The sequence below is a fragment of the Paenibacillus sp. JT31N17 genome (genome assembly GCF_056269255.1).
In genome coordinates, this window is record NZ_JBWDNP010000001.1 from 1,045,359 (window position 1) to 1,062,933 (window position 17,575).

The window sequence follows — 17,575 nt, forward strand, 5'->3', positions numbered from 1 at the left end:
TTATTTGCGTTGAAGCGGTTGTCCGAATAAAGCCGCCTGTAAATTCTAGTAAAATTGGGACAGCGCCTTCTCCAGCCGCTGCGACACCTGCTGCAGCTTGACGGACTGTGACGACAAGCTTTCGCTCACAACGCTCTGACCCGTACTGGCAGATGCGACCTGCTCCGTTGCTGCTGATGATTGTTCGGCCACCGCGCTTACATTACCCACAGTTTCCGTTAATTGAGACTGGGTCAGATCCAGGGATTCAATGTAAGAGGTTACCTTGTGTAGCTGCCGGGACAGCTCTCCGATCAGCGTTCGAACCTCCAGAAATCTGCGGGCGGCCTCTTTCACTGAATCGACCTGCTCGGTGAACAGGGGGTAGATGTCCGCGAACAGTCTGACCGTTTGAAGTATTTCCTGTTCGATCCCGTCTGTCGTTTCGTTCGCCTGCTCAATAAATCGCTTCGAGCTCTCCGCAAGCTTACCCACTTCGCCCGCTACAACCCGAAACGCGTTTCCTGAAGCTCCGGCACGGGATGCCTCGATTGATGCATTAAGGGCCAATATCGTGGTTTGACTCGTGATCTGATTCAGAAATGTGAGAATGCTGCGAATAGTGAGAGTGCTTTTTTCCAGTTGAGTCACTTTGTCAGCCATAATGCGGATTTTATTCTCCGAAATATCTGTATTTGCCATCAATGCGATCATGAAGGAGGAGCCTTGCTCGCTTTTTGCCGACACATCCGAAGCGGCTGCTTCCATCTGAGTTTTGGATTCGAGAAGAAGCGTCATCTGCTTCTGAAGATTTTGGGCCAGATTGCTGCCGGATTCCGCTTCGGAGGCAAGGTTGACTGCTCCAGCGGCTATCTCTCCTGTCAATACCGCAATTTCATTAGCGGAGTGGGATGTTCTGTCCGCCACCTCCACAAGAGAAGCGGAGGAATCGAATACTTCCTGTGCGGAGACTTTCATTTCTCCGACGAGGCCGCCGATTTGGGACATCATATCGTTGAAGCTTTGGGCAAGCTGACCGATTTCATCACGGGAGCGAATCGTGGAGTGCACGCTTAAGTTGCCTTTCTTCCCTTCAATCATCAGATCCCGAAGCTTTGCGAGAGGCGCCGCGATAAGCCTGACGGCCAGCCAGCTCATTCCGAGTGCCAGAAGAGCGGCCAATCCCGCAATCCCCCAGGTTAACCAGGCAATCTGATCGGCTCCTTTCATCAACTCCTTATAGGGAACGGTTCCGATTAAATGCCAGTTGTTCAGCTTGATCAATCCGGAATAGGTGACCAGCTTCCGGCCATCTTCTGTATGAAACGTTACTCCTGTTTGATTATTGCCGGTTCCGATATCGGATGGTTGTCCAATTAACTGGTCAGCGGGAGTGTACACATAATGATTGTCCGCATCGACAATCAACATTTTGCCGCCGCTGCCGATCGAAACCGATTCAAACCATTTTACGATGTCGCTGAGTCTGAGCTCGATCAGCAGGATGAAGGTGTCCTTCTTGCTCGCCGAGCTTTGCAGCAGGAGGGCCACGCCAATCGTACGCCCTGCTTGCGAGGAGTTTGATATATTCTCGGGTACGCTTGGGGCAACGGGAATCCACACCGGATTTCCTTTTGCCTCAATGACAGATTGGTACCAGGGCTGCTCCTTGATGTGATCCAGCAGGATAGAGGAAGTACCGATGATCGGAGAGGAGGTTGCTGCCAGATTGCCGGTAATCGTATCGTTGACGGGAATCAGGTAGCTGTCCGTAATGGCTGTATTATTCATGGCATAGGTTTGCAGGCGTTCAATAAGCGAGGTGAAGACCTGGAACACGGCATAGGAGCTTTGCCTGTCCTTAAGAAGGACATCCATCTGCTGCTGGACGACCTGATCGATGGCGAGCTGCTGTGCCAATGCCTCGAATTGGCCAAGGACGACATTCAGTTTATCGGAGGTTTGTTCAAGGGTCTGCTGTCCGGCGGAGTATACCTGGGATTCAATGATCCCTTCGGAAATATCATAAGCCGCGAGTCCTACAGACAGAACGCTTATGATTATGCCGGAGAACAGAAAAAGGAACAGCTTGGCGCCAACCGATCTGAATACGTTATATTGCACTTGGGATTGCATAGAGCTAACAGCCTCACTTTCATCTGCTTATGTAGTTCCTATTTCCTAGATTAACGCCGAATTATATGAGAGGTGTTAAATATTTTGGTTGTTTGTGTAAAAAGAAATCTAATTTTATAGATATAATTATAGATAATATCTATATTCAGGACTTTGGATGCTCCGGGATTGCTCCCGGAATCCCTCATATAGAAGGGTAGAAATATGGCAATTTCATAGGATAAGATGATAGGGAGAGAATCGAGTCAGGTAAAAAAACCGCAAATATCTGGTTCGGCCAAGCTGCCGATGGTGCGCGAGCTGCGCTGCCAGCTTCAGTCCGAGCATCTGGGCCAGGATACCGGGCAATTGGACGACCGCGCCGCGCTTCGGCGTTATCGGGATATTGCTCACGCAAACCGCCTCGGAAGAGATCGTGGGGATTTCAATTGGCAGGGTCTTGCATTCAGCATGGGTCCGGCGGCTTGCGGACAATAGCTGGATTGCCGCTGCTGCTTACAGTTGCCGCTTATCGTAAAGATAATTTATCTCGTTATTTTGGAAGCAGAGGAAATGAAGGAGGGCTGGCTGTGCATGCTCCAACACCGTATTCAGAGGTTAATCAAGTGATCGGACAGCTTCTATCTGAAATGCAGCGCGTCTTAGGCAGTAAGCTCGTCGGTTTGTATTTGTACGGCTCTCTGGTCAGCGGGGATTTTGATGCCGAGGTTAGCGATATTGATTTGTTGGCCGTTATTTCCACAGGGCTCGAGAATGCTGAAGCGGACAAAGTAAGCCGGATGCATCAGGACTTTGCCCGCAGCCACGGCTACTGGGATGACCGGATTGAGGTCGCTTACCTTAGTTTAGCCGCGCTGCAAACCTTCCGCACCCGCTCCAGCATGATTGGCATCATCAGTCCGGGTGAACCTTTTCACCTCAAAGAGGCGGGAGCGGCATGGCTTGTAAACTGGTACCTGGTGCGTGAATATGGCCGTGTTATCATCGGACCTCCGGCAGAAACCATCATCGGTCCGGTTTCCAGAGATGAATTTCTATCCAACATCTACATGAACGCAATGGCTTGGCGGAGCAGGATCAAGGATCTGGAGTCCCGCCGCGGGGCACAAGCCTATGCAATCCTGACCATGTGCCGCTCCTGCTATACGCTGCAAACAGGAGAGCACGCTTCCAAGAAACAGGCGGCGTTATGGGCGCAGGAGGAATGGCCGCAGTGGAAACCATTTGTCCAGCAAGCGCTTGTATGGCGGGAATCCCCTGAGGCGGAAGAGGGGGCAGCACTGCTGCAAACACGGGAATTCGTAGAATTTGCGGTCGATCAATGCAGGCTGCTGTTTGACGGGGATGGGAATCTCTAAATCATTGGTTGACGGGGACGGACATGTCCAGTCCGGGGGACTGCTGCTGCCTTCGCCCGTCTTGATGCATCGCAAGCTTACCAGTGCGCGGGGTGTGTGAGCAGCGGCGGCAGCTTGGTATTGGCGTCGCCCTTCGCCGCATTAAGCTGGGCTTGGGTGAGAAAGATACTCCCGGTGAGGTTGGCTCCCCGGAGGTCAGCGTCCCGGAAATCAGCGCCGATCAGGTCGGCAGCCCTCAGGTCAGCTTCTCGCAGATCAGCGGCAATCAGGTAGGCGCCGCGCAGGTTGGCTGCTCTGAGATCGGCTCCTCTAAGCTTCGCCCCGATCAGGTCGGCGCCCCGTCCATAAGCCTTCTGGCGTTTTGGCGGGTTCTTCTGCTGGCGGCGGGCTTCTGTCCGCACCAGCTCGCTGGTCTGCAGGAGCAGAGCGTTCACATCTGCCCGGTGTGCCGCCACAGTCAGCTCCAGAAGCGAGTCGGGACTAAGAAGCGTGAGGCGTTCGGTCTCGCGGAGCGCGGAGCTGAGTTCGCCGCGGATCGGGCGGGCCGGCTGCAGCGCCAGCGCTTCGGTCAGATACCAGAGCAGCTCATGGAGATGCCGCATAATCGGCAGCACTTCGAACATTTGCTGCGCGGATTCCGGTGCTTGCCGCCAGTCACGTCCGCGGTAGGTGACTTGGGAAACCTTTTGCCCCGCGCCGAAGCAGTCGTACACCGTGCAGCCGCGAAAGCCCAGCTGCCTGAGGTTCTTGTGGACGCCGCAGCGGAAATCGCTTTGCAGATTCGGGCAGGGCTGTCCGGCATCTTTGTCTATCGCAAAATCTACGGAAGCTGCGAAGGGCAGCGCCGCGCAGCATAAGCCAAAGCAGTTCTCGCAGTCCGCTTGCAGATGAAGACGGTTACCGCCTTGCAGCGGTCCTGGATATTCAAGGTTCTCTGACAAGATACGGACTCCTTCGTTTCATAATTTTTTCTCAATTCTTTTATACTAGTACTGAATATTTTTCCCGTCAATGCTTGTACCCCGGGAAATTCCGGCAGAAGCAGTGCTTGATGGACAATCATTCCGGGCGGCGGCATAAATCTGTTATAATAAGTGGCGGGGAAGTCTCCCACATAACTTGACAGGAGAGTAACTTTTATGATCATCCAATTCATTCGTTACCGGTAATGTGAGGTGCAGATCAGTGAATCTCAGCCATTTTTAAGGAAAATGGGTTGGGTTTATTTGACTGCACCTTCTTTCATTCACCGACTACGAATGAACGGGGTGCTTTTTTGTGTCCAAAAACAGTATACATGCGGGTCTTATTTCGGCCTATGAAGGCATTTTCAGATGTCCGGTTTGCCACAGTCCAATGAGAATGGTACATTCCAGGAGCTTGATATGCTCCAATCAGCATTGTTTTGATCTTTCGAAGCAGGGATATATAAATTTGGCTCTCCAAGGTTACAAAACAAAATACAATAAGCGCCTGTTTGAATCCAGAAGGACGATTTGCAGAAGCGGCTTTTTCGAGCCATTGAATGAACGGATAAGCAGCAGGATGGGTACCGTGCTCAATACGGCAATCAGTCAGGTTCGTGTATTGGACGCCGGATGCGGAGAAGGCTCTCATCTGCACAGCATTCAGGGGAAGCTGGCACGAAACCTCCCAGTTGATCTATTGGGCGTAGGCATGGACCTTTCCAAAGAGGGTATCTCCAGCGCCTCGAAAGAATATCCGGATCTGATCTGGTGCGTGGCGGATATCGCGAAATGTCCGTTTGCCAATGAACAATTCGATTTTATCCTGAACATCTTGTCGCCATCCAATTACGCCGAATTCAAGAGAATGCTGTCGGACGACGGAGTTGTCATCAAGGTAATCCCGGAACGGGAATATCTTCAAGAATTGAGAGACTTCCTGTCCCATAAGCCGGAGAAACTGCCGTATTCAAACAACAGCACGATTGAGCGTTTCAGGGAGCATTTTACGCGTATGGACATGGAGCGGGTCCGGTATCGGTTCCCCATGGATAATACTCTTATTGAGCCGCTGCTCCATATGACCCCGCTCTCATGGGGAACTGCCTTGGAACGATTGCAGCAAATTCCTGAAATGAATATGACTGAGATCACGATTGACTTGACCATCCTGATTGGAAAGAAATAGTTTCATAGGGCTTGATGAATTCTATTTTAGGAGGGGATCATTATTCATCAATCGGCTTATCTCAAGACAGTCCGCACGTTCTCTCTTGCACTGCCTGGAGTGGAGGAGGGTTCAGCCTACGGGACTCCGGCATTCCGGGTGCGTGGAAAATTGCTTGCCCGGCTGCTTGAAGACGGGGAAACGCTGGTTCTGAGAACGGACTTTGAAGCCAGGGATATTCTGATGCAGGTAAATCCAGATGTTTTTCACATTACGGATCATTACCGGAACTATCCATACGTCCTTGTTAACCTGCCGGTTATAGAGCCGGCTGAGCTGCAAGAGCTTCTGGAACAGGCATGGAGGAGCTGTGCGCCGAAAAAGCTGCTGGACGGATACAGATCTGACGACGGGAACCGGGAAAATCCATGACCCTCCTGATGGACTGCAATCCTTTAACCTATGTGGTCATCCGGCTGGCAAGCGCGTATAATTGATTATTATTTTCATGAGGGTGGGAGAGCGATGGGCAGTACCGACTTTCATCAAAATTTCAATCATTTCTTCGACGGATTTGAATTGTACAGGCAGACGGATAACCGGACGGAGCGGATGAAGCTCCATCCGCAGATGGGGGAGGGCTCCGTTCATCGCTTGGTGCCGCGCAACGACCTGGGAGTGGCTATCGCGGAGTTCAGGCTGAACCGCAATCATACCGTGGATCTTCACACGGAAGCAGCAATGGTGGAGTTGAGCTACTGCCTGCAGGGCGCCAGAGAAATCCGGGTCTCCGGCGCGGAGTTTGAGGTAGCCCCCGGCAGCTACACTCTGCAGTTTGTCAATCCTGCGAAGGCCAGCATGCATTTTGGCGGGGATCAAGCTTTTCAAATGTTAAGCATCGGCATCCCTGTTTCAACCTTTCATCACTTTATGGAAGAGGCAGGCGGTGCGCGATCATTCGAATTTGACCGGATCATCGGTGATAAGCCGTACCGTATGTTCCAGCAGACCATAGATCCGGCGACGATTATCCTCCTGAGGCATATGCTGCAAGCCGCCAGAGGTCAGGCTGTACGCAATATTGAGCTGGAGTGCAGAATGCTTGAGCTGATCTCTTCGGCGTTCGGCTCTTTCTTACTGGACGGCAAACCGCCTTCAACCAAACTGTCCAAGACCGACAGGACAAAGATCGAAGATGCCCGGGAGATCATTCTGGAGCGGATGGCGGAGCCTCCGTCGCTTATGGAGCTGTCGCGGCTGATCGGCCTGAATGATTATAAATTAAAAACCGGCTTCAAAGAAATGTACGGCAGCACGGTGTTCGGTTACCTGCGGGAGCAACGACTGGAGAAAGCGTACCGGCTGCTCCGCAGTGGCAGCACCAGCGTGATCGAGGTGTCTTGCGAGGTGGGGTATTCGAATCCCAGCTATTTTGCGGAAGCATTTCGGGAAAAGTATGGCGTCAACCCCGGCGAATTCGTTCGGCGTTCATAAACCGTTTTTCTCCAACCACTCTTCGGAGTGGTTTTTTTTCGTATATGCTGCGGATAATCCCGCTAACCAGCACCGGGCTCCGTCCAGCGGTAGAGGCTTGATTAGGAGGACTGGTACGCTTGAAAGCATATAAGCGGATTGGAGAGATGAACAATGACGAACCGACAGGAGCAGAAATTGCAAAATGAGCTGGAAGCCATGGCCAGACATGGCAGGGAGGTTCTTCCGAAGGAGGTCGTGGAGGCTTTCGAGCAATCGGTCCGGGAGCTCCGGGAATCGGGTATCGCCAAGGGCTTGGCGGTGGGGGCGGAGGCCCCTGACTTCACCTTGGGCAATCAAACAGGCATCGGCGTCACCTTATCTGATGAAATCGCGAAGGGTCCTGTTATTCTTACCTTTTACCGCGGAGCATGGTGCCCGTTCTGCAATCTGGAGCTCAGGGCATACCAGCGAATCATGGACAGCATTCGTGAAGCCGGCGCCCGGCTGCTGGCGGTCAGTCCGCAAACTCCGGATCATTCGTTAAGCATGCAGGAAAAGAACGAATTAAGCTTTCACATATTGAGTGATTTGCGTAATCAGGCGGCAGAGAAGTACCAGCTTAAATTCAAGCTTGCGGATGGGCTGCGCGGCATTTATCGGTCACTCGGATTTTCTCCGGATGCCTTTAACGGAGACGATTCCTGGGAGCTTCCCGTTCCCGCAACCTACTTGATCGACCAGCAGGGCATAATCCGTTTGGCGAGCGTGAATCCGGATTACCGGTCACGGATGGAGCCTGGTGAGGTACTGGACCTTCTGCGCTACTTATAGGAAGAGTGGAATTGCCAACGGATCAGCGTGACCGCCATGAATTGTGCCGAGGGGGATTTTCCTTTATACTGGTATCAACTTTAGGAAGATGGGGGTAGGTATGGATGGCAATTAGAGATTGCCGGATTGGCTTCACTCATGCAAAGCCTGTTACAGGGCGATACTTTGCGTGAGGCGCGATAACGAATAACAACATCGCCCAAACCAGCATCTATCGTTTCTAATAATGGGCTTTGCTACCTTATTTTCATTCACTATAAATAAGGAGCTGAGCATCAATGCGTGTACCATTTATTAGAAACCATCAATATAATGTGATCAAGAAGCAAGCCGGACTGCTGAAGCAGGCTCTGCGAACCGTTTCTGATCTGAAAGTGCTGGAATCGGTACGGGACAGTACAGAAGCCAAAATATTCGAGCTGTTTCCGGACCTGACCGACAGCCAGCGACAACTGCTGGAGAAATTCCCGACACTAGCAACAGCGGAGGATTTTCAGAATTTTCTGGGTTCATTGGAACCGTATATAGTCGAATTTCCGCAGATTACGAGCAAGCAGATTCAGAAGCTGTTTCCCAAGAACAAAAAATTAAAGCTTCCTGATTTGTCGCAGATTGATTTCAGGTATTTGACCTATCTGAGCTGGACGGACATTTCGACGGATAAATTGTTCATTGTTTATCATGCAGAGGGACAATTCATTGGTGTCGAAGGCAGATTCACGCCCACCAATAAGAAGAGTTACTGCTTCTTATGCAACAATTATGAAGAACTTGCCTTTTATTCAGTCAAAACAAGACCGGCGAAATCATCTCCGGATTATTACAAGGCGTTCGGCAATTATTTGTGCCTGAACAATCATCACTGCAATACCTGCATTACGGATGTTGCATTTCTGGAGAAATTTATTGATTCGGTTAAAAGATGACCCTCTTCACGAACCTGGCTGCCTGCAAAGGGCAGCCGGTTTTTTCTTTACGCGGTTTTAAGGTTGAGATGGTATGATCCTATATAGGTCTCAAAATTGGGAAAAGAAGGAGTTGTTATTATGATGGATTTTGATTCAGCTTATTATCCGTATCCTTCCCGAAGAAATGCCATGTTCGCGAAGAATGGCATGGTGGCTACATCGCAGCCGTTTGCGGCAGAGGCGGGGCTTGCCATTCTAAAAAAAGGGGGAAATGCCATCGATGCGGCTGTAGCGACCGCGGCTTGTTTGACGGTGGTTGAGCCTACTTCGAATGGAATCGGTTCTGACGCATTTGCTCTGGTCTGGACGAATGGCGAATTGCACGGATTAAATGCGAGCGGACCTGCCCCGGACAGCATATCCATCGAAGCCCTGCTCAAGGCAGGGTTTTCGGAAATGCCTGCATATGGGGTGGTGCCGGTAACTGTACCCGGGGCGCCTGCCGCGTGGGCGGAATTATCCGGGCGGTTCGGAAAACTTCCATTCAGCGAAGTGATGCAGCCTGCCATTGATTATGCCCGAAACGGTTTCCCCGTTACCCCGACTCTGGGGATAGGGTGGAGCAACGGGTTCAATAATTACAGTAGAAATGTGAAGGGAGAAGAATATGCAAACTGGTTTCAGACATTCGCGCCGGAGGGCAGAGCCCCAAGGATCGGTGAAGTCTGGAAATCGGAAGATCATGCGGCTACCCTGCAGTTAATTGCCGAAACGAAGGCCGAAGCATTTTACCGCGGCGAATTGGCCGAGAAGATCGATGCCTTCTTTAAGAAGCACGGCGGTTATCTGACGAAAGAAGATTTGGCGGGCTACAAGCCTGAATGGGTACGACCGGTCAAAGTAAACTACCGGGGATACGATGTATGGGAAATACCGCCCAATGGTCAGGGAATCGTTGCACTCATGGCTCTTAATTTATTAAAAGGCTTTGAATTCACATCCAGAGATTCTCCGGACACGTATCACAAGCAGATCGAGGCCATCAAGCTTGCCTTTGCCGATGGGCTGAAATATATAACCGATTCCACCAAAATGAAAATGCCGGTCGAGGCTTTGTTATCGGACGCTTATGCGGATGAGAGAAGGAAGCTGATTGGCGGACAAGCCTTGCTTCCGGAGCCGGGCAGCCCACCCAAAGGCGGGACGGTTTATTTGTCCACCGCAGACGGGGAAGGGAACATGGTTTCTTTTATCCAAAGCAATTACATGGGATTCGGCTCAGGGATTGTCATTCCGGGAACGGGAATCGCCTTGCAGAATCGCGGTCATACTTTTTCGCTGAACCCGGCACATGACAACAGCCTGGCACCCGGGAAAAAAACCTATCATACGATCATTCCCGGCTTCCTGACAAAAGGCAATCAGCCTGTTGGGCCGTTTGGGGTCATGGGAGCGTTCATGCAGCCGCAGGGGCATGTGCAGGTCGTGATGAACACCATCGATTTCCACCTGAATCCGCAGGCTGCCCTGGATGCTCCGAGATGGCAGTGGAAGGAAGGCAATATGGTGGATCTGGAGCATTCATTTCCCGAACATATGGCGGGTGCTTTGGGACGAATGGGTCATCGGATCCAATATGCCCCAAGTCTGGGATTCGGCCGTGGACAGATTATTTGGAGAACGCCGGAGGGTATTTTGGTGGGAGGTACGGAACCAAGAACTGATGGAGCCGTGAGCGTATGGTGAACGGGGCCATGTTGATTGCTTAGTTTAAGCTGGAGCTGCATACTTGACTTGCCGGTGTGCAGAGGAGGACCGCCGCTGATAAGGCGGCGGTCCTCCTCTGTTCCGGCAGGGGCGGATATGAATCTATCAGCGGATTGCCCCTTGTATGACAAAGGACTGTGATAACGGATATACGGCTGCTTGACCGGCCTCGGCTATAGCCACAAAGCTCCGACACATCCGCATATTATCCCTAAAACAATAACCGAGGACGTTACGAATATGAGCACTTTTTGCGGAAAGGCTCTGGAGACGAGCAGCAATGAAGGCAAACTGATTGCCGGAAGGGTAATCAGCAGCGCCGCTGAGGCGCCTGAGCTTATTCCAAAAGAAAGAAAGGATTGGATGATTGGAATTTCGGCAGCTGTTGGGATAACAAAAAACGTCCCGGCGATAGCAAAGAAGATTATCGCTGCGAAGCCTGCATTCAACCACTCGGGAAACATAAAGCTTTGCAAAATGCCAAGAATAAAGACTGAAATTAGATAGGCCGGAATAACTTGAATGAGCATCCGTCCAAAGCTTGTAATCCAGCGCGACCAAAGCGGGCGGTTGTCGGCTTCCACTGAAGGCAGATGAGTTGAAATCAATTCATCGGTCCTGTTATCAGGTTTGGCGAAACGGTTTGCCAGATAGCTGATGCCGAAGGTGATAACAATACCGAAAACCAAACGGAGAATAGTAAATTTCCAGGATAAAACGAAAGTCATAAAAATAAGTGTAGCCGGGTTAAGCAGGGGATTACCCATCCAGAAAGCCAGACTCGCTCCGACGGACACTTGCTGCTTGCGCATCCCTGATGCAATAGGAGCCGCGCAGCACGAGCACATCATACCGGGAAGAGACGAGGCCCCGCCAATCAAGGTGCTTTTAAAAGAAGCCCGGCCCAGCAGCTTAAGCAGCCAATTCGCCGGCAGCAGCACCTGGATCATCGATCCGACGATCATCCCCAGCAGGGCCGCCTTCCAGACCGCTTTAAAATAAGTCATCGCGTATGTTGCGGCAGATTGCCATATCGAAACAGTGTCATCCGCATGAAAGCCATTCAGAATGGATGAGCCGATCGAATGTGTATCTGCCGCTGAAATCGCCTTATGATAATACGGCGCCCATTTTACATAGGTTAATCCGGCGATGGTAATCACGATAAAGAAACTAATCATCATCCATGTTTTTCGGGTGTGGACGGGTGTGCGTAAACTCGAATTCCTGATTGTTGACATGTTATCCTCCAGTATTCTATAAGGTTCATATGACTACACTGGATTATATCATATAATAAGGAGAGGGCAGGATATCTGCATTTGCGTTTTTCTTGCCCATTCAGGTACCATTTATGATATAGATCATCACAAACAGATGTTAGAGAAGGGAAGAATATAATGAATACCAATCATACCGTAAAATTAACCTCCTTATCGAGTAAGGGCGGGTGCGGCTGCAAAATAGGACCGGCTGACTTGAAGCAAGTCATCGGGAGCCTCCCCCTGGCAGAGCGCAACCCTGATCTGCTTGTTGGTATCGAGACCAGCGACGACGCCGGTGTATTTCGAATAAGCGATGAACTGGCATTGGTTCAAACGGTGGATTTTTTTACTCCTATTGTGGATGACCCTTACTCCTTCGGACAAATTGCCGCGGCAAATGCAATAAGCGACATCTATGCCATGGGCGGGAAACCATTAACGGTGTTAAATATCGTTGCATTCCCGATTGCTACGCTGGATAAACAAATTCTGGCGGAGATCCTCCGCGGAGCTGCAGATAAAGTGAAAGAAGCCGGCGCTACGCTTGTTGGCGGACATTCAATTGATGATAAAGAGCCTAAATTCGGTCTTGCGGTAACCGGACTCATCCATCCTGATCAGATCAAAACGAACACAGGCGCAAAGCCTGGGAACAAGCTGATTCTGACCAAACCGATTGGCGTGGGCATCATGACGACTTCAATCAAGAAAGATCAGTTGAGTGCCGAAGAAGTTGAGCGGGTTACCCGCGTTATGGCCACACTGAATAAATCCTCAGCCGAGATTATGAGCAAATATGACGTGAGTGCGTGTACGGATGTAACGGGTTTTGGTCTGATCGGACACGCCCTGGAAATGGCAAAAGGCAGCGAAGTCGGGATTACCATCGAAAAAGAAGCGGTTCCTCTGCTTCCCCGGGTCAGAGAGCTGGCTGAAGCCGGATTTGTTCCGGGCGGCACTAAAAATAATTTTGCCTATATCGAAAATGATGTTGCATTTCCCGAAGCAATGGATCAGATCGACCGTTGGATCCTTTGCGATGCTGTAACATCGGGGGGTCTCCTGATCGCTGTGGCGGCTGAACAATCAGAGGAGATGCTGCAAGAGCTCAAGGCAGCGGGGGTCGAAGCGGGCATTATCGGAGAGGCAGGGGCCGGAGGCGCTGGCCGCATTGTCGTTATTTAATGCTATTAAGTAAGTACAAATCGAACAGCATGAAGGGGTCTTAAAAACATGTTTCAAGACATCACGATTGAGGAATGGTCGGCCTATCGGGACCGGAAGGAGCTCGTCATGATTGATGTGAGATCTCCCTCGGAATATGCCGACGCGACGATTCCCGGCAGCCTGAACATTCCTTTGTTCGACGACCAGGAACGCGCAGAAATCGGTACGCTTTATAAGCAGGTCAGCGTACAGGCAGCAAAGGAAAGAGGTCTGGAAATCGTATCTGCCAAACTGCCTGCTTTCATTAAGCAATTTGCTGAAATTCCCCAGAATAAATCGGTATTCTGCTGGCGGGGCGGGATGCGCAGTAAAACCACGGCGACGCTGCTGTCTCTGATGGGGATACATGCCTATCGGTTGACAGGCGGTTATCGCGCCTATCGGCAGTGGGTCGTAGAGCAATTAAATACGCTGCAGCTGGATCAGCAGGCTTTTGTTATTCATGGGAATACAGGCAGCGGAAAAACCTCTATATTGCGAAAATTAAAGGATAAAGGCTATCCGGTTCTTGATCTCGAGGGTTTAGCCGGCCACAGAGGCTCCATATTCGGGGAAATCGGATTAAAAGCCCATAATCAAAAAACATTTGATGCGCTGCTTATGGATGATTTGCGCGCATACAGCGAGCCTGCTTATATGCTGTTCGAAGCGGAGAGCAGACGCATCGGGAAAATTACCCTCCCGGATCTCATTATGGACAGGCGTGCAAGCGGGCACCACATTCAAGTCGAGCTCCCGCTTGAAGCTCGTGTACGGCAAATTATCGAAGACTATAAGCCTTGGGAGAATGCTGAGGCATGTATGAGGGCCTTCAAGCAAATAAAATCGAGAATCCATACACCTGTCGCAGCGGAAATTGAATCCTGCCTGATGAATGAGCAGTATGCAGCGGCAGTGGAACTGCTTCTTGTTCATTACTATGATCCTATGTATTCCCATTCCTCGAGCACTCATGAGGAAGAAGTCACTTCTTACGTGAAGGCTGCATCGGTAGATGACGCTATGACCCAAATTGAAGAGATTATAAGCGAGGCTATGAGCGTTCAATTACAATTGAATGAAAAGTAAGAAGGTAGCAGGCAGCATGGACTTAGCCTAGCCCGAATTCTTAAGAACGGGGCAATCGGGCTGGGCTTTTCGGATTGAGGAGGGGGATAGGAATGACGGCAGTCGTGCAAAACGGGACCGGACAGAACCGCTATTATTTCGACTATAATGCAAGCACGCCAATCGATCAGGAAGTGCTGGATGAAATGCTCCCGTATTTACAGAACCATTACGGGAACCCTTCTTCTTCTCATTGGGCAACGCATACAATCAAAGATGCCGTCGATCTTGCCAGAAGCCGGGTAGCGGGCCTGCTCGGATGCAAGCCGCAGGAGATCGTTTTCACGAGCGGCGGCAGCGAATCGAATAATTTTGCTGTCAAAGGTGCTTATTTTGCCAGCCGCCACCGCGGAAATCATATTGTCACGACGAAAATCGAACATCCTTCGGTGCTGAGTCCGTGCGCCTTCCTGGAATCCCTAGGGGCACGCGTTACCTATGTAGACGTGGATCAGTACGGGCGCGTCCATCAGGACGATATCGCTGCCGCCATAACAGCAGACACGATTCTTGTTTCCGTGATGCATGCGAATAATGAAACGGGAACCATTCAACCCATTCCTGAGATTGCCAAAATCACTAGCAGCAGGGGCGTTCTGCTCCATTCGGATGCTGCACAATCTGCAGGGAAAATTGCTGTCAAAGCGGACGCACTTCAGGCTGATCTCATCACAATTGCTGGTCATAAGATGTATGCGCCAAAAGGAGTCGGTGCGTTATTCGTAAAAGAAGGCACTGAACTGACACCACATATGCACGGCGCGAATCACGAATCCGGCAGACGGGCCGGCACCGAGAATGTTCCCAATATTGTCGGCTTGGGCAAAGCGGCAGAGCTTGCTGCGGCACTTAACGATCAGATTCGAATCAAAGAATTGAATGACCTGCTCTGGAGGAAATTATCAGATGCATTTCATGATCAAGTCGTTCTGAATGGACATCCGGAGGAACGGCTGCCCAATACGTTGAATATCAGTTTTATCGGGAAAACAGGTCAAGAGCTATTAGATCGGGTACCGGAAATTGCCTCTACTACGGGTTCAGCCTGCCATACGGGAGATGCGAATATATCTCCTGTTCTAAAAGCGATGAACGTGTCTCCGGATATCGCGGCCGGCACGGTAAGATTCTCGATTGGCCGTTATACGACCATCGATGAAATTAAGCATGCATCCGCATTAATCAAGGAACGCCTGTTGGAGAGAGAATAGGAGGAAATCAAATGTATTTGCCGTCATTTCAATTAGAGGGAAAAAAAGCAATCGTTACGGGAGCGGGCCGCGGCATCGGAAGAGCCCTGGCCGTCGGGCTGGCAGAGGCTGGAGCGGATGTGGCGCTGATGGCGCGTACGCCGGAGGATTTGAAGCGTACGGCAAAAATCATTGAATCGCTTGGACGCCGGGCGCTGACGCTGCCGGTTGATTTGAAGGACCAGCCGGGTCTGAGGGAAGCCGTTAGGGAAGCGGAAGCCTGGGCAGGAAAAATCGATATTCTGATCAATAATGCCGGTATGAATATCCGCACCCCCGCGCTGGAAGTTACCGAGGATGAATGGGATACGATCATGCAAACCAATTTAAAATCGGCGTTTTTTCTCTCGCAGATGGTTGGGGAGCATATGAAAGCGGCCGGAGGCGGATCGATCGTCAATATTTCATCCGTCGCCGGCCATGTTGCGCTGCGCACGGGGGTCGTTTACGGCTCAACGAAGGCTGCCCTGATCCAAATGACCAAAATCCTCGCGCTGGAGTGGGGGAAATACGGTATTCGCATCAACGCCATCGGTCCCTGGTACTTTAAAACGCCGCTTACAGAAAAAATTCTGTCCGATGAAGTCTTCTTGCAGGACGTGCTGTCCCGTACGCCGATGAAGCGGATCGGTGAGCTGCCGGATTTGGTTGGGCCAGCCGTCTTTCTTGTTTCCGACGCAGCGGCCTACATGACAGGGCAGACGCTATACGTCGATGGAGGCATGACGATTTATGGCTTCTGACACTTTAATCCGCTAAGGAAGGTTCGGAGGATATAGCGAAAGCTTTGATCACGGTCAAGGGCAAGACCGAAACCTTTATTGATCTCCAGGGAAACAAATCCGTGAAAAATGCTTCGCAGTCCCCGAACCGCATGAAGTGCTTCATCCTCGGACAGCTCATACACCTCCATAACGCGAAGGATTAAATGGATGATCTCCTCGCCCAGTTTGACTGCATGAGCATCATTGCGCTCAGGTGCCCAAAAGGAGGCCTCATACAGGCTGGGATGCTTGCGGGCAAAAGCCAGATAAGCAAGTCCCATCGCCATCAATGCATCCTCGCCGGATACGCCGATAGCCGCGTCCGCAAGATATTCCTTCATCTGGCCGAGACTCCAGTGCGCCAGTTCCCGGCGAAGGCCGGGCATGCCCTCCACGTGGTTATAAAGCGAGGGGGTTTTTATTTTTAATTTTTGGGCGATAAGCGCCAATGTAATTTGTTCGAGACTCATTTCATCTGCAAGCTCTATTGCAGCTTGCAGCACAACCATTTTATTGATGCCAGGGCGGGCAGCCATCGTATCACCTCCATGCTTTCTCGGCTTGTTGGATCGCCTGATCCAGTTCTGAAGCAGGATTCACAATGACATTGCCATGGCCTACAGCCAGCAGAGATGGAGATAATGCCTGCATTTTTCTTGCGCTGACCAGGGCAGCTTGCTTGTTCCAGGTTGCCATGGCCGGGAAGGGGAACCGCCATTTTACTTTGCCGGAGACAGCGACGCCGCCACGGGTCTGCATGGAATCGCCGGCAATGAGCGCATTATTCCTCACATCGATGAAGACCATATGTCCGGGGGTATGTCCGGGTGTCGCGATGGCTTGAAGCGACCCAATGCGGTCGCCTTCTTCGAGCAGGACATCGGGTTTCGTCCGGATGGATTTGGGAACACTTCCGCGAATCGGCGATTGTGGTTCACCGGGAAGCAAGGATTTATTGCCGGCCAATAACTGGGCATCGCGTGCAGATATATACACCTTGGCTTCGGGCAAGGCCTGTTTCAAGCCATCGAGAGCGCCGACATGATCCCCGTGCCCATGCGTAAGAACAATCCGGGTGAGGGGCTTGCCGATCCCTGCCGCTGCTTCCAGAATGCCTTTGATGCTGAAAGGCATTCCGGCATCGACTAAAGTCAGCTCCGTTTCTTCCTCCACCAAATAACAATTAACAGGAAATGCACGGGGTAAAAATGTTAATTGATAAACTGTACCATACTTAAGAATCCGCATGACTCAACACTTCCTTCTCTAAAACTAATGATGTTAGTATATTAACATTTAACATTAGTTTGTGCAAATTATTTTTTGCCGTAGAGCTACCGGTGCGGATTTACTGACAACCGAGCTGCAAAACCC

At 51.0% G+C, this 17,575-nt stretch carries 17 protein-coding genes; 12 read left to right on the forward strand and 5 right to left on the reverse strand.

Annotated elements, in window-relative coordinates; genetic code table 11:
* Positions 1–45: 45 nt before the first annotated feature.
* Positions 46–2,115, reverse strand: coding sequence for a methyl-accepting chemotaxis protein (locus AC0YOB_RS04540; protein ID WP_475791740.1), 2,070 nt, complete (start codon positions 2,113–2,115; stop codon positions 46–48).
* Positions 2,116–2,340: 225 nt separating this feature from the next.
* Here AC0YOB_RS04540 and AC0YOB_RS04545 point away from each other — a divergent pair, with 225 nt between their 5' ends.
* Entirely contained in the window at positions 2,341–2,592 is a 252-nt protein-coding gene (locus AC0YOB_RS04545) for a hypothetical protein (protein WP_475791741.1), read from the forward strand.
* 92 nt (positions 2,593–2,684) lie between these two features.
* The gene (locus AC0YOB_RS04550) at positions 2,685–3,473 is read left to right on the forward strand and encodes an aminoglycoside adenylyltransferase domain-containing protein (RefSeq protein WP_475791742.1); all 789 of its coding nucleotides are present in this window, start codon (positions 2,685–2,687) and stop codon (positions 3,471–3,473) included.
* A 77-nt stretch (positions 3,474–3,550) separates the two neighbouring features.
* Here the strand turns inward: AC0YOB_RS04550 and AC0YOB_RS04555 are convergent, their stop codons facing one another.
* Positions 3,551–4,414: a pentapeptide repeat-containing protein gene (locus tag AC0YOB_RS04555; protein WP_475791743.1), complete on the reverse strand. Its 864-nt coding sequence runs from the start codon at positions 4,412–4,414 to the stop codon at positions 3,551–3,553.
* A 337-nt stretch (positions 4,415–4,751) separates the two neighbouring features.
* On the opposite strand from AC0YOB_RS04555, the gene AC0YOB_RS04560 reads away from it, so the two are divergent.
* The 6 genes from AC0YOB_RS04560 to AC0YOB_RS04585 all read left to right on the forward strand — a co-directional run bounded on the left by AC0YOB_RS04560 (position 4,752) and on the right by AC0YOB_RS04585 (position 10,567).
* The gene (locus AC0YOB_RS04560; protein WP_475791744.1) at positions 4,752–5,627 is read left to right on the forward strand and encodes a putative RNA methyltransferase; all 876 of its coding nucleotides are present in this window, start codon (positions 4,752–4,754) and stop codon (positions 5,625–5,627) included.
* Positions 5,628–5,717: 90 nt separating this feature from the next.
* The gene (locus tag AC0YOB_RS04565) at positions 5,718–6,038 is read left to right on the forward strand and encodes an MmcQ/YjbR family DNA-binding protein (protein ID WP_475792302.1); all 321 of its coding nucleotides are present in this window, start codon (positions 5,718–5,720) and stop codon (positions 6,036–6,038) included.
* 93 nt (positions 6,039–6,131) lie between these two features.
* Positions 6,132–7,100, forward strand: coding sequence for a helix-turn-helix domain-containing protein (locus tag AC0YOB_RS04570; protein WP_475791745.1), 969 nt, complete (start codon positions 6,132–6,134; stop codon positions 7,098–7,100).
* Between the two features lie 153 nt (positions 7,101–7,253).
* Positions 7,254–7,913 (forward strand): peroxiredoxin-like family protein, encoded by a 660-nt coding sequence (locus tag AC0YOB_RS04575; protein ID WP_475791746.1) that lies wholly within the window; start codon positions 7,254–7,256, stop codon positions 7,911–7,913.
* A gap of 278 nt (positions 7,914–8,191) precedes the next feature.
* Positions 8,192–8,839: a FusB/FusC family EF-G-binding protein gene (locus AC0YOB_RS04580; protein ID WP_475791747.1), complete on the forward strand. Its 648-nt coding sequence runs from the start codon at positions 8,192–8,194 to the stop codon at positions 8,837–8,839.
* A 120-nt stretch (positions 8,840–8,959) separates the two neighbouring features.
* Positions 8,960–10,567: a gamma-glutamyltransferase family protein gene (locus AC0YOB_RS04585; protein WP_475791748.1), complete on the forward strand. Its 1,608-nt coding sequence runs from the start codon at positions 8,960–8,962 to the stop codon at positions 10,565–10,567.
* A gap of 194 nt (positions 10,568–10,761) precedes the next feature.
* On the opposite strand, the gene AC0YOB_RS04590 is transcribed toward AC0YOB_RS04585, so the two are convergent.
* On the reverse strand, positions 10,762–11,829 hold the full coding sequence (locus AC0YOB_RS04590; protein ID WP_475791749.1) for a permease: 1,068 nt from the start codon (positions 11,827–11,829) through the stop codon (positions 10,762–10,764).
* A 159-nt stretch (positions 11,830–11,988) separates the two neighbouring features.
* Between AC0YOB_RS04590 and selD the strand changes: the two genes are divergently transcribed.
* The 4 genes from selD (at position 11,989) to AC0YOB_RS04610 (ending at position 16,180) form a co-directional block, all read left to right on the forward strand.
* Complete coding sequence (selD, locus tag AC0YOB_RS04595) at positions 11,989–13,038, forward strand: selenide, water dikinase SelD (protein ID WP_475791750.1); 1,050 nt, start codon at positions 11,989–11,991, stop codon at positions 13,036–13,038.
* 48 nt (positions 13,039–13,086) lie between these two features.
* Positions 13,087–14,148, forward strand: coding sequence for a tRNA 2-selenouridine(34) synthase MnmH (mnmH, locus tag AC0YOB_RS04600; RefSeq protein ID WP_475791751.1), 1,062 nt, complete (start codon positions 13,087–13,089; stop codon positions 14,146–14,148).
* A 92-nt stretch (positions 14,149–14,240) separates the two neighbouring features.
* The gene (locus tag AC0YOB_RS04605; RefSeq protein WP_475791752.1) at positions 14,241–15,398 is read left to right on the forward strand and encodes a cysteine desulfurase family protein; all 1,158 of its coding nucleotides are present in this window, start codon (positions 14,241–14,243) and stop codon (positions 15,396–15,398) included.
* 11 nt (positions 15,399–15,409) lie between these two features.
* Positions 15,410–16,180, forward strand: a complete 771-nt coding sequence (locus tag AC0YOB_RS04610) for an SDR family NAD(P)-dependent oxidoreductase (protein WP_475791753.1) — start codon at positions 15,410–15,412, stop codon at positions 16,178–16,180.
* Here the strand turns inward: AC0YOB_RS04610 and AC0YOB_RS04615 are convergent.
* Together AC0YOB_RS04615 and AC0YOB_RS04620 are read right to left on the reverse strand one after the other, a co-directional pair.
* Complete coding sequence (locus AC0YOB_RS04615; protein WP_475791754.1) at positions 16,168–16,737, reverse strand: TetR/AcrR family transcriptional regulator; 570 nt, start codon at positions 16,735–16,737, stop codon at positions 16,168–16,170. The two genes, AC0YOB_RS04610 and AC0YOB_RS04615, sit on opposite strands and share 13 nt — an antisense overlap.
* A gap of 4 nt (positions 16,738–16,741) precedes the next feature.
* Entirely contained in the window at positions 16,742–17,449 is a 708-nt protein-coding gene (locus AC0YOB_RS04620; RefSeq protein WP_475791755.1) for an MBL fold metallo-hydrolase, read from the reverse strand.
* Between the last annotated feature and the right edge of the window lie 126 nt (positions 17,450–17,575).